The organism is Rhodococcus sp. WAY2 (genome assembly GCF_009859915.1).
GTDB classification, from domain to species: Bacteria; Actinomycetota; Actinomycetes; order Mycobacteriales; family Mycobacteriaceae; genus Rhodococcus_F; species Rhodococcus_F oxybenzonivorans.
In genome coordinates this window covers 332,631-354,397 of record NZ_CP046572.1, presented here as the reverse complement: position 1 = coordinate 354,397, position 21,767 = coordinate 332,631, and the positions used below count along the sequence as shown (strand labels likewise).

Annotated in this window: 23 protein-coding genes; 6 read left to right on the top strand and 17 right to left on the bottom strand. The window is 66.4% G+C overall.

The genetic code is table 11. From position 1 onward, the window contains the following. Positions 1–2: 2 nt before the first annotated feature. Positions 3–1,037 (bottom strand): ABC transporter substrate-binding protein, encoded by a 1,035-nt coding sequence (locus GFS60_RS01640; RefSeq protein ID WP_159918712.1) that lies wholly within the window; start codon positions 1,035–1,037, stop codon positions 3–5. Positions 1,038–1,329: 292 nt separating this feature from the next. On the opposite strand from GFS60_RS01640, the gene GFS60_RS01635 reads away from it, so the two are divergent. Next, a complete protein-coding gene (locus GFS60_RS01635) occupies positions 1,330–2,079 on the top strand; it encodes an IclR family transcriptional regulator (RefSeq protein ID WP_159918711.1) in 750 nt (249 codons plus the stop codon). A 25-nt stretch (positions 2,080–2,104) separates the two neighbouring features. On the opposite strand, the gene GFS60_RS01630 is transcribed toward GFS60_RS01635, so the two are convergent. The 10 genes from GFS60_RS01630 to GFS60_RS01585 form a co-directional block, all read right to left on the bottom strand. Further along, a complete protein-coding gene (locus GFS60_RS01630; protein WP_159918710.1) occupies positions 2,105–3,253 on the bottom strand; it encodes an MBL fold metallo-hydrolase in 1,149 nt (382 codons plus the stop codon). Continuing rightward, the gene (locus GFS60_RS01625) at positions 3,254–4,384 is read right to left on the bottom strand and encodes an FAD-dependent monooxygenase (RefSeq protein WP_159918709.1); all 1,131 of its coding nucleotides are present in this window, start codon (positions 4,382–4,384) and stop codon (positions 3,254–3,256) included. Then, on the bottom strand, positions 4,381–6,030 hold the full coding sequence (locus GFS60_RS01620) for a thiamine pyrophosphate-binding protein (protein ID WP_159918708.1): 1,650 nt from the start codon (positions 6,028–6,030) through the stop codon (positions 4,381–4,383). Before GFS60_RS01620 ends, GFS60_RS01625 begins: the two co-directional genes overlap by 4 nt. Beyond that, positions 6,023–6,805 carry an SDR family oxidoreductase gene (locus tag GFS60_RS01615; RefSeq protein ID WP_159918707.1) on the bottom strand — a complete coding sequence of 261 codons (783 nt, stop codon included), beginning with the start codon at positions 6,803–6,805 and terminating at the stop codon, positions 6,023–6,025. Before GFS60_RS01615 ends, GFS60_RS01620 begins: the two co-directional genes overlap by 8 nt. Before the next feature lie 16 nt (positions 6,806–6,821). Continuing rightward, positions 6,822–7,571, bottom strand: a complete 750-nt coding sequence (locus GFS60_RS01610; protein ID WP_159918706.1) for a 3-oxoacyl-ACP reductase family protein — start codon at positions 7,569–7,571, stop codon at positions 6,822–6,824. Positions 7,572–7,573: 2 nt separating this feature from the next. Next, positions 7,574–8,080: a cupin domain-containing protein gene (locus tag GFS60_RS01605; RefSeq protein WP_109325877.1), complete on the bottom strand. Its 507-nt coding sequence runs from the start codon at positions 8,078–8,080 to the stop codon at positions 7,574–7,576. 14 nt (positions 8,081–8,094) lie between these two features. Next, positions 8,095–8,877, bottom strand: a complete 783-nt coding sequence (locus GFS60_RS01600) for an alpha/beta fold hydrolase (RefSeq protein ID WP_159918705.1) — start codon at positions 8,875–8,877, stop codon at positions 8,095–8,097. Then, positions 8,874–9,803 (bottom strand): VOC family protein, encoded by a 930-nt coding sequence (locus tag GFS60_RS01595; protein ID WP_109325875.1) that lies wholly within the window; start codon positions 9,801–9,803, stop codon positions 8,874–8,876. Before GFS60_RS01595 ends, GFS60_RS01600 begins: the two co-directional genes overlap by 4 nt. A 128-nt stretch (positions 9,804–9,931) precedes the next feature. Next, positions 9,932–11,440: an aldehyde dehydrogenase gene (locus GFS60_RS01590; protein ID WP_159918704.1), complete on the bottom strand. Its 1,509-nt coding sequence runs from the start codon at positions 11,438–11,440 to the stop codon at positions 9,932–9,934. Further along, positions 11,437–12,819: an MFS transporter gene (locus tag GFS60_RS01585; RefSeq protein WP_159918703.1), complete on the bottom strand. Its 1,383-nt coding sequence runs from the start codon at positions 12,817–12,819 to the stop codon at positions 11,437–11,439. Before GFS60_RS01585 ends, GFS60_RS01590 begins: the two co-directional genes overlap by 4 nt. Before the next feature lie 243 nt (positions 12,820–13,062). Here GFS60_RS01585 and GFS60_RS01580 point away from each other — a divergent pair, with 243 nt between their 5' ends. Together GFS60_RS01580 and GFS60_RS01575 are read left to right on the top strand one after the other, a co-directional pair. Further along, entirely contained in the window at positions 13,063–14,211 is a 1,149-nt protein-coding gene (locus GFS60_RS01580; protein ID WP_159918702.1) for a zinc-dependent alcohol dehydrogenase, read from the top strand. A 20-nt stretch (positions 14,212–14,231) separates the two neighbouring features. Continuing rightward, positions 14,232–14,849, top strand: coding sequence for a hypothetical protein (locus GFS60_RS01575; protein WP_159918701.1), 618 nt, complete (start codon positions 14,232–14,234; stop codon positions 14,847–14,849). On the opposite strand, the gene GFS60_RS01570 is transcribed toward GFS60_RS01575, so the two are convergent. Next, positions 14,811–15,350, bottom strand: coding sequence for an MOSC domain-containing protein (locus GFS60_RS01570; RefSeq protein ID WP_201453493.1), 540 nt, complete (start codon positions 15,348–15,350; stop codon positions 14,811–14,813). The genes GFS60_RS01575 and GFS60_RS01570 overlap by 39 nt on opposite strands. Before the next feature lie 22 nt (positions 15,351–15,372). Next, the gene (locus GFS60_RS01565) at positions 15,373–15,822 is read right to left on the bottom strand and encodes a DoxX family protein (RefSeq protein WP_159918700.1); all 450 of its coding nucleotides are present in this window, start codon (positions 15,820–15,822) and stop codon (positions 15,373–15,375) included. 133 nt (positions 15,823–15,955) lie between these two features. Between GFS60_RS01565 and GFS60_RS01560 the strand changes: the two genes are divergently transcribed. The 3 genes from GFS60_RS01560 to GFS60_RS01550 are packed head-to-tail and all read left to right on the top strand — an operon-like array spanning position 15,956 to position 18,098. Continuing rightward, entirely contained in the window at positions 15,956–16,663 is a 708-nt protein-coding gene (locus GFS60_RS01560; protein ID WP_159918699.1) for an SOS response-associated peptidase, read from the top strand. 46 nt (positions 16,664–16,709) lie between these two features. Next, positions 16,710–17,114, top strand: coding sequence for a nuclear transport factor 2 family protein (locus GFS60_RS01555; protein WP_159918698.1), 405 nt, complete (start codon positions 16,710–16,712; stop codon positions 17,112–17,114). Positions 17,115–17,138: 24 nt separating this feature from the next. Further along, positions 17,139–18,098: an NAD(P)H-dependent flavin oxidoreductase gene (locus GFS60_RS01550; protein ID WP_159918697.1), complete on the top strand. Its 960-nt coding sequence runs from the start codon at positions 17,139–17,141 to the stop codon at positions 18,096–18,098. A 68-nt stretch (positions 18,099–18,166) separates the two neighbouring features. On the opposite strand, the gene GFS60_RS01545 is transcribed toward GFS60_RS01550, so the two are convergent. The 4 genes from GFS60_RS01545 to GFS60_RS01530 are packed head-to-tail and all read right to left on the bottom strand — an operon-like array spanning position 18,167 to position 21,764. Then, positions 18,167–19,318, bottom strand: a complete 1,152-nt coding sequence (locus tag GFS60_RS01545; RefSeq protein WP_159918696.1) for an acyl-CoA dehydrogenase family protein — start codon at positions 19,316–19,318, stop codon at positions 18,167–18,169. Between the two features lie 21 nt (positions 19,319–19,339). Beyond that, positions 19,340–20,323 carry an NAD(P)H-dependent flavin oxidoreductase gene (locus GFS60_RS01540; protein WP_159918695.1) on the bottom strand — a complete coding sequence of 328 codons (984 nt, stop codon included), beginning with the start codon at positions 20,321–20,323 and terminating at the stop codon, positions 19,340–19,342. A gap of 23 nt (positions 20,324–20,346) precedes the next feature. Continuing rightward, a complete protein-coding gene (locus GFS60_RS01535; protein ID WP_159926775.1) occupies positions 20,347–20,949 on the bottom strand; it encodes a TetR/AcrR family transcriptional regulator in 603 nt (200 codons plus the stop codon). Positions 20,950–21,002: 53 nt separating this feature from the next. Further along, the gene (locus GFS60_RS01530) at positions 21,003–21,764 is read right to left on the bottom strand and encodes a 3-hydroxyacyl-CoA dehydrogenase (RefSeq protein WP_159918694.1); all 762 of its coding nucleotides are present in this window, start codon (positions 21,762–21,764) and stop codon (positions 21,003–21,005) included. Positions 21,765–21,767: the final 3 nt, after the last annotated feature.

Below are 21,767 nucleotides of genomic sequence, written 5' to 3'. Positions count from 1 at the left end.
ACTCACTTGCCCTCGGCCGACGCGCTGCCGAGTGCGGCAGGGAGACCGAAGATGACGTCACTGCCCTTCAGCGGCCGCTGGATGACTCCGTTCTCGGCGAACAACGCCGCGATGGACTCCAGGTCGGCGGCATCGGCGGCCGTCGGGTACCGGAAGTTGGTGATGCGGCCGCCCAGCTCGATCGCGTCGTCGAGTCGCTGACCCGAGAGCGCGCGCGGCCCGGTTTTCTCGAAGACGTTCTCGAACGACGCAGGGTCTTGGCGCTGCTTCTCCGTGAGCTGCTGCGTCACTTCGAGGAATTTCGCGACCACCTCGGGATGTTCCTCGAGCACCTCGGTACGGCCGGCGATGATGGTGCTGTCCACCGAGCCGATGCTCGCCTCGGTGACGATTTCGACCGCCCCCTTCGCCTTCGCCTCCTGGTACGGGATCAGGAACGATGCCCAGGCGTCGACCTGGCCGGTGGAGAACGCCGACGCGGCATCGGCCTGCTGCAGCGGCACCCGCTCGACGGAGTCGATGGGAACGCCCGCCTCGGTCAGCGCCTTCAGGGTGATGTACTCGCCCTTACCGGCAGGGTTCACCGCGATCCGCTTTCCGGCGAGATCCGCGACGGTCTTGATCCCGGATTCGGGTCGGGCGATGATGCCTGCCTGATCCTTGTTGTACGGGTCGGAGGTCGCGAAGATTCGCACGCCCACATCCTTGGACAGCGCCCCCACCACCGGGCTGTACGCGCCGGTCTGGATGTCGAGTTCACCGGTGTTGAAGAGTTTGAGGTTGGAACTGAATCCGGGTGTGGTCTTGACCCATTCGATCTTCGCACCGAGCGGTGCAAGGGCATCATCGTAGGTTCCGTCGCGCTTTCCGACAGCGATGGCGCCCGAGTTGCCCGGATCGAAGACCTTCAGAGTGACGTCCGCACCGGCAGCGGCTCCTCCGGGCTCCTCGGAAGACCCACACGCCACCGCCAACCCGGCCAGCGGGATCATGGCGAGCGCGGCGGCGGCTCGTGGCAGTCGGCGTAAGCGGGACATGTGGGGAACTCCTTCAACGGATGAATCGTCAGGTGTGACGACCGTTGACGCTATGTCCCCCGCCCCAGATTTCCTCCTGTTTGTTTTCTACAGATCGGAAACCTTGACAAGTTCCGGAAACCCAGTTCACCGGCGTGCGCTGGGGATTCGGCACATGCGGGCGCCGCCATTTTCCGGCAGGCGGAAAGTATGGTGCCTTCTGCGCCGGACGCCGTTCCGGCCCGTGCGCCTTTCTGGTAGCTGGGACAACCAGAAAGGCGCACGGTCGCATTGCTCGACGAAAGGACCTTTGGTGACCGACTCACGTGCTGTGGGAGTTCGGACGGTGTCGCGGGCCCTGACGATGCTCTCCTGTTTCGGTGGGGGTGAGGAGCTGGGCGTCTCGGAGATCGCCAAACGCCAGGACCTCGCGGTGAGCACCACCCATCGGCTGCTCCAGTCCCTGGTCGATGCCGGCTTTCTCGACAAGGATGCGACGTCGGGCCGGTACCGTCTGGGAAGTGCCCTGGCCGCGTACGGTCAGATCTCTTACCGGCAGCACCGCATCTATCTGTCCGAGCCCTATCTCGAGCAGTTGGCGGCCACCACGGGGGCGTCCGCCTCACTGGCCATGCGGCACGGTCACGACGTCGTGCTCTTGGGCTTCAGCCGGTGGCGGGAAAGCGACGGGCATGTGCTGCAGGGTGTTCGGCTTCCCCTGCACGCCAGCGCCTTGGGTAAGGTGTTCCTCGCGTGGTCGGACACCGACGACGCCGAACTCGCCTCGCTACCGCGGGCGGCCACCACGTCCCGCGCGATCACGGACGTCGCCGGTATTCGAGAGGAACTGCACCGCACTCGTGAGCGTGGATACGGTTTCAACGACGAGGAGCTGACCCCCGACTTCCGCACCATCGGGTTGCCGATTCGCGACTCCGATGGAGTCGTCCGGTTCGCTCTCGGATTGCGCGGACCCACCGAACTCATGATCGACCAGCGCATACCGTTCTTCGTGGAACTCGCCCGCGTCACAGCCGGGGAGATCGCCGCCGTCCTCTTGTGAGAGGGCAGGGGCAGACAAGAATCGCTCAGCGGCGCTGCCCGACGCCGACCTGCACCAGATCGTGCCCGACGGTCACAGTGCCGGAATACGTCGATGACACGCCGCTGGTCCATTGATCGTCGGTGACCTGACGGGGGTCGCCCGGTCCGATGTGCGAGAGCACCACCTGGCGGACTCCTGCTTCGGTCGCGACACGTCCTACGTCCTGAGCGGTGGTATGTGCGTGAATCATGTGCTCGACGAGGGCGGGACCGGAGGTGGCGGCGTAGAAATCGACGTCGATCACCTCGTGGACCAGGATGTCGGATCCCGTCGCGAGCCGAACCACGTTGGGTGACTTCGCGGTATCACCGGAGAACGTCACCGCTCCGTCCTCGGTGTCGAAACGGTACGCGTACGACGGGAAGACGGGCCCGTGTGGCACCAGCGTCGCGGTGACACGCACCCGGTCGTCTTCGAATACGGGGAACGGCTCCATGTCCGGCGACGTGTTGTCGGCGGACGCCCCCGCCGACACCGGGGGCAATACGTCGTGCAGGGTGAGCCGCTGCCCGTAGTCGGACTGCGCACCCTTCTCGGCATTGCGAATGTTGATGTCGTAGGCGTACGCGTCGAGCACTCCGGAGAACAGCTGAGTCAGGCCGGGAGCCGGCGCACCGGGACTCTGGACGGGAATGCTCGCGCCACCACGCGGGACTGGCAGCTTTCCCGCCGATCCGGGGCCGTACACAGGCACGACGTTGCGGAAGGTGTACGACGGAGTGCCGCCCGGAAGCCAGAAGACGTTGAACAAGTCGGCAATGTGATCGCTGTGCATATGTGTGATGAATACTCCACCCAGAGAATCCGCATCGATACCTGCCTGGATCAACTTTCGACTCGACCACGGACCCGCATCGATGAGATACGGCCTGTCCCCGACGACGAGCACGCTGGCTGTGCCGCTACGCCCGGGTACCGCAATGGGTCCCGCCGCTGTTCCCAGCAGAATCAGCTTCGTCGTGTATCCGTCGACGTCGCCGGACAGCTCGTAGGCGTCCGGTGGCGTCGCACCACTCGGCTGCGCGTCCGAGGTGTGTGACGCACAACTCGTCGCTGCGACGGCCGCCGCAGCGGAGCCGAGCAGAGCCAGTGCACCTCGTCTGGAAATCTGGTGCCGTCGTGATGTTTCCATTCACGCTCCTGCCCGCACAGTGGCCGACTCGAGCGGCACCCGCCAGGCGTCGTACTCGTATACCCAGTCGCCGTTGCCTGCGACTTTGAGCCATTCGTTGGACCGGGAGCCGCGCTGGATGCGTGAGGTGCGCTGCAGGCGGGTGTGCTGATAGGTCTGCAGCGCGGCCGCGGGTTCGTCGAACATGCCGAGGCAGCGGGCCAGTACCACGGCGTCTTCGATGGCCATGCCGGCGCCCTGTGCCATGAATGGCATCATCGGATGTGCCGCGTCGCCGAGGAGCACCGAGGTTCCGTCCGTCCACGACTCCAGCGGGTCACGCACGTAGAGAGCGGATTTCAGGACGTCGTCGCAGGCGTCGAGCAGGGCTCGTGCGTCGGGGTGGAAGCCGCGGTAGAGGTCCCGCAGCTCGGTGACCGAGCCCGGGGTGGTCCAGGATTCCTCGGTCCACTCCTCCTGACCGCAGGTGGCGAAGACGAAGATGTCCTTGCCTTGGTTGAGGGGGAAGGTGACGATCTGCGTCGATGGATCGGGTCCCCACCACTTGGTGAAGCAGTCGAGGTTCGGGAGTTCACCGACGCGTTCGGTGGGGACGACGGCACGGAATGCCACGACTCCGGTGAACGTCGGCTGGTCCCGCCCGAGGAGAGCGGTCCGGACCGCGGAGTGGATACCGTCGGCACCCACGATCACGTCTGCGGAAGCCTTACTGCCGTCGGTGAATTCGATGCGGCCGTCGCCGACGCCGCTGACCCGCCGGCCCATTTCCACGATACCCGGGGGCAGCCGGTTCTCGAGGGCGGTCATGAGGTCGCCGCGGTGCATCGTCAACTGCGGTGCACCGTACTGCTGTTCCGCTGTATCCCCCATCGGTAGCCGCGACGTTTCGACTCCGGTGTCCCAGGTTCGGCTGAGCCGGAACTGGGGCCGGGCGGCGGACTCGCGGATTTCTGCACCCACACCCAGTCCGTCGAGCGCGCGGACCGCGTTCGGGGTGAGGTTGATGTCGGCGCCGACGCGGGCGAACTGCTTCGTCTGCTCGTACACGGTGACATCGAAACCGAGCTCGCGAAGAGCGATCGCCGTGGCCAGTCCCCCGATTCCGCCACCGCACACCGCGACCGTGGTCATTTGACGTCCTTTCCGGGCACTGTGACGGGAGGTGTGAATGGTGCGGGCATGTCGCCGTACGCGGCGAGGTCCACCTCGACGATCACCGGCGCCTGCCGCGAGACCGCGTCCTCGAGCACGGCGTGGGCCTCTTCGGCACCGCCGATCCGCAGGTAGGGCACCCCGATCGACTGGGCGAGCAGCGGGAAGTCGGGCGTGACGAGGTCGACCGCGTAGGTGTCGTCACCCCCGCCCATCTGCATGTTGCGGAGCACGCCGTAGCCGCCGTCGTTGAACACGAGCAGCACCAGCCACGGCTTCTCCTGCGCCATGGTGAGGATCTCGCCGAAGTGGACGGCCAGGCCGCCGTCGCCGACGAGCGCCAGGGTGGGCCGGGTTTCGTCGGCCAGTGCGGAGCCGATTGCCATGCCCAGGCCCTGCCCGATGCCGCCGCCGCGGGGGAAGACGTTGGACTTGGGGTCGAACATCGGGAGCAGCCGGTTACCCCAGGAACTCGACGCGATGGTGACGTCGCGGGCGATGACGGAATCCTGTGGGAGCGCGGCACGCACGGCGTCGCACAGTACGGCGTGATCGCCGAGTCCGGCGCGCTGCTTGCTGCGGACGAGTTCGCGGGTGGTGCGGGCACGTTCGGTCCAGGCGGCGTCGACCGGAGCCAGATCGGTGAGTGTCCGAAGGAATGTTCCGATGTCGGCGGTGACACCGGCCTGCGCGGGATACACGCGGCCGAGCGCGGCGGCATCGACGTCGACCTGCACGTGCACGGCGGGGACGGGCATGGAGTAGTCGCCGGTCTCGTTGGACCGGAAGTGGGTTCCCAGCGACAGCAGCAGGTCGGCGTCCTGGAGGAGTTCCCGGCCCACCGGCGTGTTGCCGTAGTTGCCGATGCACAGCGGATGGTCCTCGGGCACGGCTCCACGACCGGAGTTGCTGGTGAGCAACGGGACTCCCCACCGCTCCACCAGTTCGGTCAGCTCGGCACCGGCTCGTGTGACGCCGCCGCCGGCCCAGATGACGGGGCGCTCGGCCGCAGCCAGCAACGACAGTGCCGCAGCGAGTTCGTCGGCGTCGGGGGTCCGGGGGCTCTCCTGCGCCGCCTCCATGACGTCGATGTCGTGCTCGGCGTACTGCAGGTCGATCGGCCACTCGATGCTCGCCGGACCGCCGGGCGTTGCCAGAGCCTGGGCAACGGCCTCCCGCAGGGTCTTTCCCGCACTGTCGGTGTCGAGGATGGTGGCGGCATGCTTCGACGTCGCCGTCAGCATCCCCAGCTGATCCTTGGTCTCGTGGATGAACCCGCGACCCGAGCCGAGGTACCGGCTCTCGACGTTGCCCGTCACATGCAGCACCGACGTTCCGGCACTCAGCGATTCGATCAGCGAGCCGGCCGCGTTGCCGGCACCGGTGCCGGTGCTCGTCAGGGCGCAGCCGAGTCCGCCTGTGGCCCGGGCATACCCGTCGGCCGCGCTGACCGCGGTGGCCTCGTGCCGGACCGGCACGAACCGCAGGTGCTTGCTGACCGCCTGCACCAGGGGCTGATTGTGGACGCTCACGATGCCGAACACGGTGTCGACACCGGCCTCGCGCAGCACCTGGACGAGCAGGTCGCCCCCATTTCCTACGGACATGGTGTTCCTCTCAGACATAACGGGCGACGCCTCCGCAGACGTCGAGGCTGGTGCCCGTCACATAGGACGAGCGGGGAGACAGCAGGGTCACGATCATGGCCGCCACCTCGTCGGCGCGGCCGAACCGGCCGAGTCCGATGCCGCGGTCCTGGGCGATCTCCGCCTCCCATTCGGCGAAGGTGGCGTCGGTGCCGGATTCCTCGTAGCGGCGCCGCCACTGGCCGGTGTCGACCAGTCCCAGCGACACCGAGTTCACGCGGATGCCGTCGGCGGCGAGTTCCAGCGACAGCGACTTGCTGAGGTTCAGCAGTCCGGCCCGGGCGGCGCTGGTGGTGACCAGCCGCGGCTCGGGCTGCCGCGCGAGCACCGCCGAGATGTTGACGATGGCCGCGGCGTCGGACTTGCGTAGCAGTGGCAAGGCGGCCTCGACGGTGTTGAGGACGCTGGAGAACTTGAGGTCGAGTTCGTCGCGCCAGTCGTCGAGGGTTGCCTCGCCGCGCGGGACCATGCGGGACTTGCCTGCGTTGTTGACCAGACCGTCGAGTCCGCCGAACCGCTCGACCCCCGCCTCGACGAGTGCGGTGACCGCGGCCGGATCCCGGACGTCGCAGGACGCGGTGAGGACGCGGTCGCTGCCGGGCAGCGGTGCGATGACGGAGTCGAGCCGGTCGCGGTCCCGCGCGCAGGTGACGACGTTGGCACCCTCCTCGAGCAGCATCGCGACGGTGGCGAGCCCGACTCCCGAGCTTCCGCCCGTCACCAGGTAGGTGCGGTCTTTCAGTTGCAGGTCCACGACGTGGTCCCCTTCTCTAGTGCAGGACGAATCCGCCGTTGACGACGAGTTGCTGACCGGTGATGTACGACGCCTCGGGCCCCATCAGGAATGCGACGGCACCGACCAGATCGGACGGTTGCTGCGGTCGCTCGAGTGCCCGGTTGAGGCGGTACAGCTCGTGCCGGTGCTCCGGAACCTTCTGCGCCGATTCGCTTTCGGTCAGACCGGGCGAGACGGTGTTGACGGTGATGCCGTGCGGGCCGAGGTCGCGTGACATGGCCCGAGTGAGGGCAGCCACCCCACCCTTGGAGGCAATGTAGTGCGCGAGACGGGGTGAGCCGTACAGGGCGGCGTCGGAGCCGATGGTGACGACTCGTCCGCCTCCGTTCCCGATGATTACGGGAATGATCGCCCTGCTCACGAGGAAGGTGCCGCGCAGGTTGACGTCCAGCACCTTGTCCCACTCGTCGATGTCGAGTTCGTGAATCGGCTTGCCGCCCACTCCATCCGCGAGGGCCGCGTTGTTGACAAGCCCGTACAGCGGGCCACCGGAGGTGACGGTGGCGGCCATTGCGGAGACTGATTCGGCGTCGCGCAGATCGACGTGGACGAACTGTGCTTTCACGCCGTCGGCGCGCAGGCTCTCCACCGCCGACTCTCCCCAGTCCTCGCGAATGTCGGCGAGCCACAGGTCGGCGCCGTCCTCGCCGAGCCGGCGGGCGATGGCCAGACCGAGGCCGCGCCCGGCACCGGTGACGACGATGGATTTCCCGTCGAGATTCACGATCAGTCCCGTGTCACACCGTGCATGGCCGACGTCTCGGGGTACGTCGGGATCTGCGGCTTCTGCGCGCCGATGATGACGCAGAACAGGGCGTCCTTGTCGCCGTTGTTCTTCAGGCTGCGCGGAACCCCGGCCGGGACGACGATCATGTCGCGGTAACCGAGGGTGCGCTTCTCCACCTTGCCGTCGCGGTGAACACCGACCTCCACCTCACCCTCGAGGACGAAGAAAGCCTCTTCGGCGTCGTGGTGGGTGTGCTCGGGGCCCTCGGCGCCGGGGGGAAGGAGCATGTTGGAGAAGGTGAATCCGCGCGACGGGATGGTCCGGTTGTCGTTGTCGTGGTTCCCGGTGGCTCCGGAACCGACGTAGCGGATCTGTGCGCGCTTGAACTGGTCACCGGCCTTGGCCTGGAACCCGAGGGTATCCCAGTCCTCGTGGCGGGAGCCACGGGTCAGGATCAGCGAATCGGTGAATTCCTTCAGGTCGGCGGTGCCGTAGTCGAGTGTCATGTCGTGCTCCTTCTCTAGAGGTGGTTGCGTAGGCGTTCGGTGATGAAAATGAAGGATTCGACCCAGGCGTTGAACGCGTCCGGTCGCTCCTGGTTCGCGAGATGTCCTGCGCCCCTGACGGTCACGAAGACGGCGCCCGGAATACCGCCGGCCAGCACCTGGCTCGCAGGAATTCCCGTCACGGTGTCCTCGTCTCCACTCAGGACCAGTGTCGGGATGTCGATCTTCGCGAGATCGGCGGTGTGATCGGTGGCTGCCATGGAGTCGGCGGCGTACCCGTAGCCGGGGAGCCGGATCGACGCGGCCATGATCGCCGTGGCCTTCGCTGCCAGTTCGGCGCCGGCCGTTCCGGACACCAGGCGTGGGGCACGTTCCGCCGCAAAGGCTTCGGCGCCTTGCTGAGCGAGCGTTGCAGCCCGGGTCCGCATCCGGCCGGCAGCCTCGTCGTCGGCCCCCGAACCTACGGTCGAGCTGCCGAGCAGGAGGCTGCGCACGAGGTCGGGATGACGCAGGGCCATGCGGGTCGCGATCACCCCGCCCCACGACATGCCCAGGACGTGCGCTCCGGCGTCACCGCAGCGGTCGCGGATCACGTCGGCCGCTGCGTCGGCGTAGTCGTCGAGGTCGAACGGACGGCCCGGGTCCTCACTGCGGCCGTACCCGGGAGCGTCCCAGGCCAGCAGTCGCAGCGAGTCCGACAGTTCGTCGAACTGCGGAGCGAAACTGTCTGCACTGCCACCGATGCCGTGCAGCATCAGCAGTGCGGGGCCGGAACCCGATTCGACGACGTGCGTCACGACGCCCGCCCGAGGTCGAACCGCTCGAACGCGCCGGGGTCGGGGATGCCGGCCATGTGGTCACGGACCTGCTTGGACGGCGGGCCCGCGGTGCCCCACAGGTCGGAGAGTTCCGGCACCCGTCGCCACACCTTGCAGAGCCACCGGTCCTCGTCGACCTGCGCGATGCCGGAGGTGTATTCGCACACCAGCCCCGCCGGGTCGGCGAAGTACGAGAAGGTGTTGTCGCCGGGGCCATGCTTGCCGGGACCCCACAGCGGCACGGTGCCGTGGTGGCGGAGCCGCCCGATGCCGCGCATGAAGTGGTCGACGGTGGGCATCTCGTAGGCGACGTGATTCACCGACGTCCACTCGGCCTGGTTGAACGCGATGCTGTGATGGTCGGTGTTGCAGCGAAGGAACGCCATCTGGTGCTCGGACCAGTCGGAGACCCGCATGCCCAGGACGTCGCAGTAGAATTTCACCGCGGCGTCGATGTCGACGGTGTTGAGGACTACGTGGGTGACGCCCACCGGGACGGCGTCCTCCCGGCCGAGCTTCGGGACGGCCAGCGCATCGGCGAGCAGTTCGACGACGCGACCCTCGGGGTCGACGAGGCTCACACCGTATCCACCACCGAGGTCGTCGACGGGGCCCGGCCCGCTGACGATCGGCACACCCCAGGACTCGAGCCGGCGGGCGGCCTCGTCGACCTCTGCGGGTGTGGCGACTGCGAAGGTGATGCGGCCGAGGCCGTTCCGCTCGGCCTGGGTGAGCTGCAGCGCGTGGTGGTGCTCACCGGTTCCCCGCAGCCAGGCGCCGGTCGCGCCCTGATCGACAACGCGAAGGCCCCAGACCTCCGAATAGAACTCGGTGGATTCCGTGCTGGCCTGCGTCCGCAGCTCCACGGAGCGCAGGCACCGCAGCCGGGCTATGGGTTGATTCATCGCGTGCCTCCAGTTGCTTAGGTCTCAATATCTTAGCGCTAAAGTATTAGGGCGTACAGAGCTGCGGGAGATTTTTCTGTACGCCCTATCTACGAGCGGGTCGCTCAATCAGCCCACGAGCGGGTCGCTCAGTTTGCCCACGGGTTGGGTTCTTCGTCGAGGCCCCAGTAGATGCTCTTCTGCCGCGAGTAGGCGGCGATACCGCTGCGCCCCTTCTCGACTCCCAGCCCGCTTTCCTTGACGCCGCCGAACGGCGTGGAGATGCTGAACTGTTTGTAGGTGTTGATCCACACCGTCCCGGCTTGTAGTCGGCGGGCGAGTTTCCAGGCCCGGCGATAGTCGCCGGTCCAGATTCCCGACGCCAGCCCGAACACCGAGTCGTTCGCCTGCTCGACGAGGTCGTCCTCGCCGTCGAACGGCAGGACCACCAGCACCGGCCCGAAGATCTCCTCCTGGCACGTGCGTGACGTGTTGGGGAGCCCGTCGATGATCGTCGGCAGGTAGTACGCGCCGTCGCGGAGCCGTTCGTCGTCGGGGATCGCCCCGCCGCACAGCACCCGTCCGCCCTCTTCGCGAGCGAGGTCGACGTATGCGGCGACGCTGTCGCGGTGCTTGCGGTGCACCATCGGCCCCACCTGGGTGTCGGGGTCGCGGCCGGGACCGAGTCGCAGTCGCTGCGTCTTGGCCACCAGTTTCGCGAGGAACTCCTCGTAGATCCGGCGGTCGACGAACAACCGAGACCCGGCGATGCAGCTCTGCCCGGTCGACGAGAAGATCCCGTACATCACGCCGTTGACGGCCGCGTCGATGTCGGCGTCGTCCAGCACGATGGTCGGCGACTTACCGCCCAGCTCGAGCGAGACGGGCATCAACTTCTCGGCCGCGGCATGGGCGATGGCGCGGCCGGTGTTGGTGCCGCCGGTGAACGTCACTTTCCCGATGCCGGGGTGGTGGACGATCGCGTCACCGACAACCGAGCCCTTGCCCGGGAGCACCGACAGCAGTCCGGCGGGCAGACCGCTGTCGTCGAGGATTCGAGCCAGTTCCAGCGACACCAGCGGTGTCCACTCGGCGGGCTTGAGGACGACGGCGTTGCCCGCGGCGAGGGCGGGCGCGATCTTCTGGGCGTCGCTGGCCACCGGCGAGTTCCAGGGTGCGATGGCACCGATCACGCCGATGGGTTCGTGGACGCTCATCGTGAGGTAGTTGCCCCGCGGCGTGGTCAGGTCTTCGTCGGCGGTCTCGAGGACCGCGGCGAAGTATCGGAACGTACCCGCGGCACTGCCGACCAGCGCAGTGGTTTCCGCGACGGTCTTGCCCGTGTTGTAGCTCTGCAACAGTGCCAGCCGGGATGTGTTCGCCTCGATCGCGTCGGCGATGCGGTGCAGGAACTTCGCCCGCTGATGCGGCAGCAGGTTGCGCCAGGCCGGATCCTCGGCGGCGGGGCGACCCCGACGGACCGCCTCGTCGACGTCGGTGGTCGTGGCCTGGTGCACGACCTGCAGGACCTCGCCGGTGGAGGGGTCGGTGACCTCGAAGGCCGGCCCGGTTCCCTGCCGCCAGGTTCCGGCGACGAAGATGCGATCGGCGATCGGAGCGAACGATAGCGTCGCTTCGCGGAAGTCGAGTGCGGTCACTGTGAAATCTCCTCGAGGGTCTTCTCGCGGGTTTCGACGGCGAAGAAGCCGACCACGAGGGCACCGATCAGGGCGACGACCGCGAACATTCCGAAGACGATGGTAAGAGTGCCGCCGCCGCCCAGGATGCCGCCGACAGCCAGGGGGCCGACGATGATGCCGAGGCGACCGCTCGCGCCGCCGATGGCGCAGCCGATGGCCCGCATCCGGGTGGGATACAGCTCGGCGGTGTAGACGTACAGCGCCATGTTGACGGCGAAGACGAACAGGGCGGATCCGGCTGACCAGAACAGCACCTTGGTCGCGGTGTCCGCACCGGTCGCGGCCAGCAGGAACAGCAGCGACGAGCACAGAACCATCGATGCGGTGATGCAGATGCGGCGTCCGAGGTTGTCGATGAGGAAGGCGACGAGGAGGCAGCCGAGCAGACCGGCGACGCTGGTGACGATGCTGTAGTGCAGCGCTGTGTCGACGCTGACGTCGAACGCGGAGTGGTAGAGCGACGGCAGCCAGGAGGCGATGCCGTAGTTGACGAAGTAGGCGCATCCCCAGATCGCGGCGAGCATCAGCGTGCGGCGCAGGTAGACGCCCTGGAAGGCTTCGATGAACCGGCCGCGGCGGACGTCGACCGCGACAGCCGGCAGCGGTTGCGGGGTAGGCAGAGTCTTGCCGTACTTGTCGGTGATCTCACGTTCGATCTGCGTCATCGCCTTGTTCGCATCTTCGAAGCGTCCGCGGGAAGCCAGCCAGCGCGGCGATTCGGGGAGTTTCCACAGCAACGGCAACAGAAGGATGGGCAGCGCGCCGAGGGCGAACAGGATCTTGTAGCCGAAGTTCGGCACCACCCAGGCCGACACGACGGCCGACATGACGAGGCCGACGGGGAAGATGACCTCGTAGAGGAGGACGAAGCGTCCACGTTTGTGGGCCTTGGTGATCTCCCCGATGTAGCTCGCGGCCACCGGGACTTCGGCGCCGAGGCCGATACCCTGCACGAATCGGAAGACGAGGAACAGCATCAGGCTGTCGGTGAACGCCATCCCGAGACTCATCACCGCATACAAGGCGAGTGAGGCGATGATGACGTTGAGACGTCCGACGCGGTCGGCGAACCAGCCGCCGGCGAGTGCGCCGACCAGCATGCCGATACCGCCGATCGCGATGACCCAGGCGATCGAGGACGGAGTGAGGTTCCACTTGGGAGTGAGAACGGGAAGCGAGTAGGCGATCATCAGCTGGTCGAAGCCGTCGAAGAACGTGACAGCTCCGACGATGACGCGCGCCTTGATGTGCCACCTGCTCATGGGCAGGCGTTCGAGTCGGGCGCTGATCATCTCAGCTGTGGCAGCCATGGCGGGCGATACCGTCGTCATGAGCATCCTCAGGGTTGTGTCGAGGCATTTACTTAAGCCCTCAAAGGCTTACCGCTAAGATGTAATCTCACGCACAAGACATCCGTCAACCCTTGACTTTAGAAGAAACATGTTGTTCACATCCATTCACCCACCGTGAACGCTGGGCCGCCCCGCCGCGCCACGTCCGTGTTTTGTTCGGGCCGACTCGGGTACTTGCTCCCGCTGTCGGGGTCTCAACAAGGTTATCGGCGCGGACGAGGAGGCGTGATGCGAGCGATGGTGTATCGGGGGCCGTACAAGGTCCGCGTCGAAGAAAAGGCAGTCCCGCCCATCGAGCACCCCAACGACGCGATCGTGCGGGTGGCATTGGCGGCGATCTGCGGATCGGACCTGCATCTGTACCACGGCATGATGCCCGACACCCGGGTCGGCATGACGTTCGGCCACGAGTTCATCGGCGTCGTCGAGGAGGTCGGCCCGTCGGTACAGAACCTGCAGCGCGGCGACCGGGTGATGGTCCCGTTCAACGTGTACTGCGGTTCGTGTTACTTCTGCGCACGCGGCCTCTACTCGAACTGTCACAACGTGAACCCGAACGCCACCGCCGTGGGCGGCATCTACGGGTACTCCCACACGTGCGGTGGCTACGACGGTGGACAAGCGGAGTTCGTGCGCGTGCCGTTCGCCGACGTGGGCCCTGCCAAAATCCCCGAATGGATGGACGACGAGGACGCGCTACTCCTCACCGACGCCCTCGCCACCGGCTACTTCGGTGCACAACTCGGCGACATTGTCGAAGGCGACACCGTCGTGGTGTTCGGAGCCGGGCCGGTCGGGCTGTACGCGGCCAAGTCGTCCTGGCTCATGGGTGCCGGGCGAGTGATCGTGATCGATCACCTCGAGTACCGACTGGAGAAGGCTCGCACGTTCACACACGCCGAGACCTACAACTTCGCCGACTACGCCGACATCGTGGTCCACATGAAGAAGATCACCGACCATCTCGGGGCCGATGTGGCCATCGACGCCGTCGGCGCCGAGGCCGACGGCAACTTCCTTCAACACGTCACGGCCGCCAAGTTCAAGCTGCAGGGCGGTTCCCCGATTGCCCTCAACTGGGCGATCGATTCCGTCAGGAAGGGCGGGACGGTTTCTGTGATGGGCGCCTACGGTCCAATGTTCAGTGCCGTCAAGTTCGGTGATGCGATGAACAAGGGCCTGACGCTTCGCATGAACCAGTGCCCCGTGAAACGCCAGTGGCCCCGCCTGTTCGAGCACATTCGCAACGGTTATCTGAAGCCCAACGATATTGTCACGCATCGCATTCCGCTCGAGCATATCGCCGACGCCTACCACATCTTCTCGGCCAAGCTCGACAACTGCATCAAACCGGTTATCGTGCCGAACGCCGGCTGATCGACGAGGAGGACCCGATCATGGCCTATACAGCTGAGACGCCGAAGCGTCCACTCACGAGCGACGAACTACGCGCGCGCATTCCGGGATGGGGTGTGGACCTCGACCCCAAGGACCGGCCCGCGGTACCGAAGGAGCGTTTCGACCCCGGCGCGACGGGCGCCCACTGGGATTTCCCGGAGTGCCAGGAGGAGAAGTGGCCGCGTGAGCGGTCGATCGAACACCAATTCCTGACACCTGTATTCGGCACCTCGTGTCCTCCGAAGGGCCTCTCCGGCGCCATGCGGAAATTCGCGTTCCGATACAGCGAGGGCCGGGCCGCGCACTGGCTCATCCTGCTGGCCGCCGACCGGGTCGATGCGCTGGAGAGCCATCTGGTCTCGTTCGCGACCCTGCATCCCGACAACCCCATCACCCAGACGGGTATTCGCAGCGAGCTTTCCCATCACGGTGTGTCGTCCCGACTCGGGAAGAAACGCGTCGACCTGAACCACCAGTGGATGGACCCGTTCATCGTCGCGGCCCCCTGGGTGCTGTCCGCAGCCGGCGTCGCCTACGCCGTGACGGGCGCCCTGCAGAATGTCCGGCGACGCTCGAGGTCACACGGGCACGAGTGGCCGGTGCGGCTCGGGCGGTAACTCGAGGGAAACAGCGTCACCGGGCCGGACGTCGCCGCCTTCGAGGACAATCGACATGATGCCCGACTTGCGGACAATCGTGCCGTTCAGGTCCCGGTCCACCGTGTGCGACAGGAGACCTGCGCGGAACGCCTCGATCTGCTTGCACGGATTCCTCAGACCCGTCACCTCCACCACCGCCCGCGCGCCCAGGTGAAGACGAGTTCCTGTCGGCAACGCGAGCAGGTCGATACCGCGAGTGGTGATGTTTTCGCCCAGCTGACCGGCCTGGACCTCGAAACCGAGGGAGTTCAACTCGTCGAGAAACTCGGCGTGCATGAGGTGCACCTGCCGCAGATTCGGCTGCGTGGGATCACGCCGCATCCGGTAACGGTGTCGGACGGTGACGCCCTGGTGAGCGTCACCGTCCACACCGAGACCGACGAGCAGGTGGACGGCGCTCTCGTTCGACTTGCTGAACGCGTGCCTGCCACTCCGGCTCACGGCCGTGATCGTTCCCACGCACTCCGACCCTACCGACCCCTCACCGCCGGATCGGCATGATCGTGCGGACCCCGGCGTCGCGCAGCCACAGCCCGCCCCACACGAAGATGCCGACGTAGACGGGGAACAGGATGGTGCTGAACAGCGGTTGCTCGGTGAGCATGTTGGTCGCCACCGCGCCGCCGAGATATCCGGTCAGGAGGACGGCACCGAGAATGCTCGTCGCCGGAACCAGGTACAGCACGAGGCACACCAACATCACGATTCCGATCACGACGGCAATGTTCTCGTCGAAACCGAGTTCGGCCATCGCGTCGCGGACGGACTGAATGTTCGCGATGTGGATGATCGCGTCGAAAAGCAGGAACGCGGTGACCAGACCGGTGATGATCAGTCCGGCGATCCTCGCCTTCCGCCCTACCGGTGCCGTGTTCTCGGCAGAACCGAGCGGTCCGGCGGTCTTTGCGGTGGAATGTGGTGTCGAGGTCATGGCGATCTCCGAAGGTAGAAGGTGACGGGGCGGGGAGCGTGTTCCGTTCCCTCGAAAAGACAGACTGCCGGGCCGAGGAAAACTCATCGCGGCTCGCGGACCGGGGCGAGAACCCGAGCGAGGAGACCGAAAAGTGTGCGGACGATACGCCAGCACCACCACGGACAAGGAACTGCGGTCCATCTTCGAGGTCGCCGAGATCGTCGGTGAGGAGCTGGGTCCGTCCTACAACGTCGCTCCCACCCAGCAGGTCCGGGTCGTGCTGGAACGCCCACCGCGTGCCGAACCCGACGCCGACCCCGTCCGTCAGCTCCGGACGGCGAAGTGGGGGCTGGTGCCGCCGTGGGCGAAGGACGTGAAGATCGGCAACAAACTCATCAACGCCAGATCCGAGTCGATCACGGAGAAGCCCGCATTTCGGAAGGCCGCCGCCCGACGGCGCTGCATCATTCCCGCCGACGGTTACTACGAGTGGTTGAAGCGAGACGACGGCACCAAGATTCCGTACTTCCTGCACGGCGACGGGGTGCTGGCGATGGCCGGCCTCTACGAACTGTGGCCCGACCCCTCCCTTCCGGAGGACGACCCGAACAGGTGGCTCTGGACCACCACGGTGCTCACCACCCAGGCCACCGACGTCCTCGGCCACATTCACGACCGTTCACCGGTGGTGCTGCCACCGAGCTTCCAGGAACACTGGCTCGACCCCACCCTGACCGAGCGCGAACAGGTCGATGCCCTGATCGCGTCGATTCCCGAGCCCCGTCTCGAGCCGTACGAGGTGAGTACCGCCGTCAACTCCCCGCGCAACAACGGACCCGAACTGCTCGAGCCCGTGTGACGGGTCCGTTCTAGCGCTCGTTCAGGTGGCGTGTCATGCTGGCCGGATGAACGCCGAACTCCCAGTGGCCCCGCGCGTCGTCACCCGCTGGCACCAGGTGGTCGACAACCACGACCTGGGCGCCCTCGACGCCCTGATCGCGGAAGACGCGGTGTTTTCCTCCCCCGCCGTGTTCACACCGCAAGAAGGAAAAGCAAAGGTCCTCGCGTACCTGCGCGCGGCACTCACGGTGTTCACCGGCACCGGCTTCCACTACCGCGAGGAGTGGTACGGCGACCGCTCCGCCGTCCTCGAGTTCGCCACCGAACTCGACGGCGTCCATGTGCACGGCGTCGACATCGTGCACTGGAATGACAACGACCAGATCACGTCGTTCACGGTGATGGTCCGCCCGGTGAAAGGTCTGCAAGCGCTCATTCCGCTGATGGCCGCCCAGCTCTCCCAGTCCTAGAAACCCGCACAGCAAGGAGCTTTCATGAGTCTGCCCACCATTCTCCGAGACCGGTTGCGCCTGCCCGTCGTGGCCTCGCCGATGTTCATCGTGTCCGGTCCCGACCTGGTGATCGCCCAGTGCACCTCGGGTGTGGTCGGCTCGTTCCCATCCCTCAACGCCCGGCCGCAGCCGGTACTGCGCGAATGGCTCACCCGCATCACCGAAGAGCTGGCCAAGCACGACGCCAACAACCCGGAGTCGCCGTCCGCACCCTTCGCGGTGAACCTGATCGTGCACAAAAGCAATGACCGGCTCGACGAGGATCTGGCCACCGTCGTCGAGTTCGAGGTCCCGATCGTCATCACCTCCCTCGGCGCCCGCACCGACGTCAACGACGCCGTCCACTCCTACGGCGGCATCGTTCTGCACGACGTCATCAACAACAGGTTCGCGAAGAAGGCCGTCGAGAAGGGTGCCGACGGCCTGATCGCCGTCGCCGCGGGTGCGGGCGGACACGCAGGCACCCAGTCACCATTCGCGTTGCTGCAGGAAATCCGCGAATGGTTCGACGGCCCCGTGTTGCTGTCCGGCTCGATCGCCCACGGGCGTTCGGTACTCGCCGCACAGGCTGCAGGCGCGAACCTCGCCTACATCGGGTCCGCCTTCATCGCCACCGAAGAGGCCAACGCCGACGCCGCCTACAAGCAGATGATCGTCGACTCCACGGCCTCGGACATCGTCTACTCCAACCTCTTCACCGGCGTGCACGGAAATTACCTGCGCGGCAGCATCGAGGCGGCCGGATACGATCCCGCAGCCCTTCCGGTGTCGGATGCCGGCGCGATGGATTTCGGTACCAACGAGAAGTCGGAGTCCAAGGCGTGGCGCGACATCTGGGGTGCCGGTCAGGGAATCGGCGCGGTAGACGCAGTCGTCCCGGCGGCCGAGGTTGTCGAGCGGCTCACTCGGGAGTACGCCGACGCGAAGTCCCGCCTGCTCTAGGCGCTTCGCGCCCGTGCGCCTTTCTGGTTGTTCCTGCTACCAAAAAGGCGCACAGGCGGCGAAGCCGCCTACTGTGACGCGATATCGCGCCCGATGATTTCCTTCATGATCTCGGTGGTTCCGCCGTAGATCGTCTGGATACGGCTGTCGACGTACGCGCGGCCGATGGGGTACTCCATCATGTAGCCGTAGCCGCCGTGCAGTTGGACGCAGCGGTCGACCACTCGCTTCTGTAGTTCACTGGCCCACCACTTGCCCTTGGACGCGTCGACGGCAGTGAGTTCGTCTGCGTTCAAGGCGAGTACGCAGCGGTCGATGTGCGATTCGGTCACCTCGATCTCGGTGAGCATCTCCGCCAGCGCGAACCGGGTGTTCTGCAGATCGCCGATCAGCTTGCCGAACGCCTTCCGCTCGAACACGTAGTCCCTGGTCCACTGGTATGCCGCCTTCGCCGCGGCGATCGCGTTGACCGCGATCGAAATACGTTCGAGTGGCAGGTTTTCCATGAGATGGACGAATCCGCGCCCCTCGGTGCCGAGCAGATTGGTCGCGGGCACCCGCACGTCCTCGAACACGAGCTCCGCCGTGTCCTGACCGGCCAAGCCGACCTTGTGCAGCTTGCGACCACGACCGAAGCCGGGCATGCCCCGCTCCACGACGAAGAGCGAGAACCCCTTGGAACCGGCGTTCGGGTCGGTGCGGGCGACGACGATGACGAGGTCGGAGTGAATGCCGTTGGTGATGAACGTCTTCTGGCCGTTGATCACCCACTCGTCGCCGTCGCGCACCGCGGTGGTCTTCACGCCCTGCAGGTCGCTGCCGGCGCCGGGCTCGGTCATCGCGATCGCGCCGATCAGCTCACCCGCGGCCATGCCGGGCAGCCACCGCTGCTTCTGCTCGTCGGTGCCGAGGTTCACGATGTACGGGATGACGATGTCGTCGTGCACGCTCAGGCCCGACCCGAATGATGTCGTCGCGGTGCGAGCGATTTCCTCGGCGACGACGTACCGGAACCGGTAGTCGGTGACGCCGGCGCCGCCGAACTCCTCCGGCGCACCGAGTCCGACGAGACCGGACTTGCCGGCCGCGAGCCACGCCGATCGGTCGATCAGCTTGTCGGACTCCCACCGTTCGTAGTGGGGCTCGATCTCCCGGGCGAGAAACTCGCGCACGGTCTCCCGGTACGCCTCGTGATCCTTCTCGAAGATAGTGCGCTGCATGGTCTCTCTCCTAGGAATCGGTCACACGCCGACGGAAACCGACAGGCCCGCGAGACGTTCCGCGATCAGCGCCTCCGCCTCGCGGACAATGCGTTCGACGAGTTCACCGGCAGTGGGGATGTCGTGGATGATGCCCTGGACGGTGCCGACGGTCCAGATACCCGCGTCGGTGTCGCCGTTCTCGAACACGGTGCGCCCGCGGGCACCGGCGACCAACTCACGAACGTCCTCGAACTTGCCGCCCCGATCGAGGATCTCCACGACCTCACGGCTCACGGTGTTGCTCGCGACACGCGCAGTGTTACGCAGCGGCCGGAAGATCAACTCGGTGTCGGTCTCCTTGCCCGCGACGATCGCTTCCTTGATGTTCTGGTGGATCGGGGATTCGGCGGTGCACATGAAGCGGGTACCCATGTTGATTCCGTCGGCGCCGAGGGCGAGTGCCGCGACCAATCCACGCGCGTCCGCGAACCCGCCCGACGCGACCATCGGGATGGTGATCTGTTCCGCGGCGGCCGCGATGAGCACCAGCCCGGGGATGTCGTCCTCACCGGGGTGGCCGGCACATTCGAAGCCGTCGATGCTGATGCCGTCGACGCCGGTGTCCTGGGCCTTGATCCCGTGCCGCACGCTGGTGCACTTGTGCAGCACCTTCACGCCCGCGGCGTGGAAGTCGGGTAGATGGGGGGCGGGGTTGGAACCGGCCGTCTCGACGATCTTGATTCCGGATTCGATGATGACCTGCCGGTACTCCTCGTACGGCGGCGGCGTGATCGCCGGCAGAATCGTCAGGTTCACACCGAAGGGCTGGTCGGTGAGCTCGCGGGTGCGGGCGATCTCCTTGGCGAGGTCCTCCGGAGTGGGCTGGGTCAGCGCGGTGAGCAGGCCCAGGGCACCGGCATTGGCGACGGCGGCGACGAGTTCGGCGCGACCGACCCACTGCATGCCGCCTTGCACGATCGGATGGCGGACGCCGAAGGTCTCGGTAAACGCTGTGGAAAGCATGGGACGGCTCCTCTGGGAAACGGTCAGTGGGCGGGTCGGTAGCCGACGGTGTGGAGAGCGATGTCGACGTAACGCTCGGCGACCTGCTCGGGGGTCAGTGCCCCACCGAGCTGGTACCACCGCGGAATCGACTGGAACATCCCGAGGAGAGCGCGCACGGTCTCCGCTACGTTGGTGGCCGAGAACGCACCTACGGCAACACCCTCGGACACCACGTCGATCACCATGAGCTCGAGGCGTTTTCGCGTGGCCGCGTACCGACTTCGGCTGTCCACGGAGACGTGCCGCAACTCGGTGTCGAGGCCGACGTGCCGCACCCGGTTCGTCATGTACAGGACGATCGCCTCGACGACGTTGGAGAATTGCGCGACCACATCGTCGCCGGCCTCGCGGGCGGCTGCCTCGGCGCGGTCGTTGAGTTCGCGCATCTGCAGTTCGAACAGTGCCACGAGAACGGCTTCCTTGCTCTCGTGGTGGTAGTACAGGGCGGGGACGGTCACCCCGACACGACGGGCGATTTGCCGCACCGTCGTGCCGTGGTAACCGTTCTCGTTGAACAACTCCAGTGCCTGCTCGAGGATGGGCGTCAGCGGCAGGGCCTCGAAGGTCCGCCAGTCGGCGAACATCGGCTCCGTGGTGATTGTCCCGTTCTCGCGCAGCTGGGTCACGGGGTTGCCGATCAGCGCGGTGCCATGCGAATGGCGCCGTCGAGACGGATGGTCTCACCGTTGAGCATGGGGTTGGACACGATGTGCGCGGCCAGTGCGCCGTACTCGGACGGGTCGCCCAGACGCGACGGGTGCGGCACCTGGCCGCCGAGGGACTGCTGCGCGGCCTCGGGGAGGGAACCGAGCAGCGGGGTCTTGAACAGGCCCGGTGCGATGGTGTTGACGCGGATCAGCAGCGAGGCGAGGTCGCGGGCGATCGGCAGGGTCATGCCGACGACGCCGCCCTTCGAGGCGGAGTACGCGGCCTGACCGATCTGGCCCTCGTAGGCGGCGACGGAGGCGGTGTTGATGATGACACCGCGCTCGCCGTCGATCGGCTCGTTCTTCGAGATGCGCTCGGCAGCAAGCCGGATCACGTTGAACGTGCCGATCAGGTTGACGGTGACGATCTTGGTGAAATCGGCCAGCGGGAACGCGCCGTTCTTGCTGACGGTCTTGATGGCGTTGCCGATGCCGGCGCAGTTGACGGCCACCCGCAGCGGGCCGAGGGACTCCGCGACGTCGAGGGCAGCGGACACGTCGGCCTCGCTGGTGACATCGCCCGCAGCGAAGCGGACGCGGTCGCCGAGTTCCTTGGCGACGGTCTCACCGTTGGAGGAGGGCAGGTCGACGATGACGACGCTGGCGCCGTCGGCGAGCAGGGCCTTGGTGGTAGCGAGGCCGAGGCCGGATGCGCCGCCGGTGACGAGAGCAACGCTGTCGTTGACGATCATGTT

Coding starts and splice junctions, on each gene's coding strand:
- GFS60_RS01640 (WP_159918712.1), bottom strand. CDS start 1,037: ATGTCCCGCTTACGCCGACTGCCACGAGCCGCCGCCGCGCTCGCCATG.
- GFS60_RS01630 (WP_159918710.1), bottom strand. CDS start 3,253: ATGGAAACATCACGACGGCACCAGATTTCCAGACGAGGTGCACTGGCT.
- GFS60_RS01625 (WP_159918709.1), bottom strand. CDS start 4,384: ATGACCACGGTCGCGGTGTGCGGTGGCGGAATCGGGGGACTGGCCACG.
- GFS60_RS01620 (WP_159918708.1), bottom strand. CDS start 6,030: ATGTCTGAGAGGAACACCATGTCCGTAGGAAATGGGGGCGACCTGCTC.
- GFS60_RS01605 (WP_109325877.1), bottom strand. CDS start 8,080: ATGACACTCGACTACGGCACCGCCGACCTGAAGGAATTCACCGATTCG.
- GFS60_RS01595 (WP_109325875.1), bottom strand. CDS start 9,803: ATGAATCAACCCATAGCCCGGCTGCGGTGCCTGCGCTCCGTGGAGCTG.
- GFS60_RS01585 (WP_159918703.1), bottom strand. CDS start 12,819: ATGCTCATGACGACGGTATCGCCCGCCATGGCTGCCACAGCTGAGATG.
- GFS60_RS01580 (WP_159918702.1), top strand. CDS start 13,063: ATGCGAGCGATGGTGTATCGGGGGCCGTACAAGGTCCGCGTCGAAGAA.
- GFS60_RS01575 (WP_159918701.1), top strand. CDS start 14,232: ATGGCCTATACAGCTGAGACGCCGAAGCGTCCACTCACGAGCGACGAA.
- GFS60_RS01565 (WP_159918700.1), bottom strand. CDS start 15,822: ATGACCTCGACACCACATTCCACCGCAAAGACCGCCGGACCGCTCGGT.
- GFS60_RS01555 (WP_159918698.1), top strand. CDS start 16,710: ATGAACGCCGAACTCCCAGTGGCCCCGCGCGTCGTCACCCGCTGGCAC.
- GFS60_RS01550 (WP_159918697.1), top strand. CDS start 17,139: ATGAGTCTGCCCACCATTCTCCGAGACCGGTTGCGCCTGCCCGTCGTG.
- GFS60_RS01545 (WP_159918696.1), bottom strand. CDS start 19,318: ATGCAGCGCACTATCTTCGAGAAGGATCACGAGGCGTACCGGGAGACC.
- GFS60_RS01540 (WP_159918695.1), bottom strand. CDS start 20,323: ATGCTTTCCACAGCGTTTACCGAGACCTTCGGCGTCCGCCATCCGATC.
- GFS60_RS01535 (WP_159926775.1), bottom strand. CDS start 20,949: ATGTTCGCCGACTGGCGGACCTTCGAGGCCCTGCCGCTGACGCCCATC.
- GFS60_RS01530 (WP_159918694.1), bottom strand. CDS start 21,764: ATGATCGTCAACGACAGCGTTGCTCTCGTCACCGGCGGCGCATCCGGC.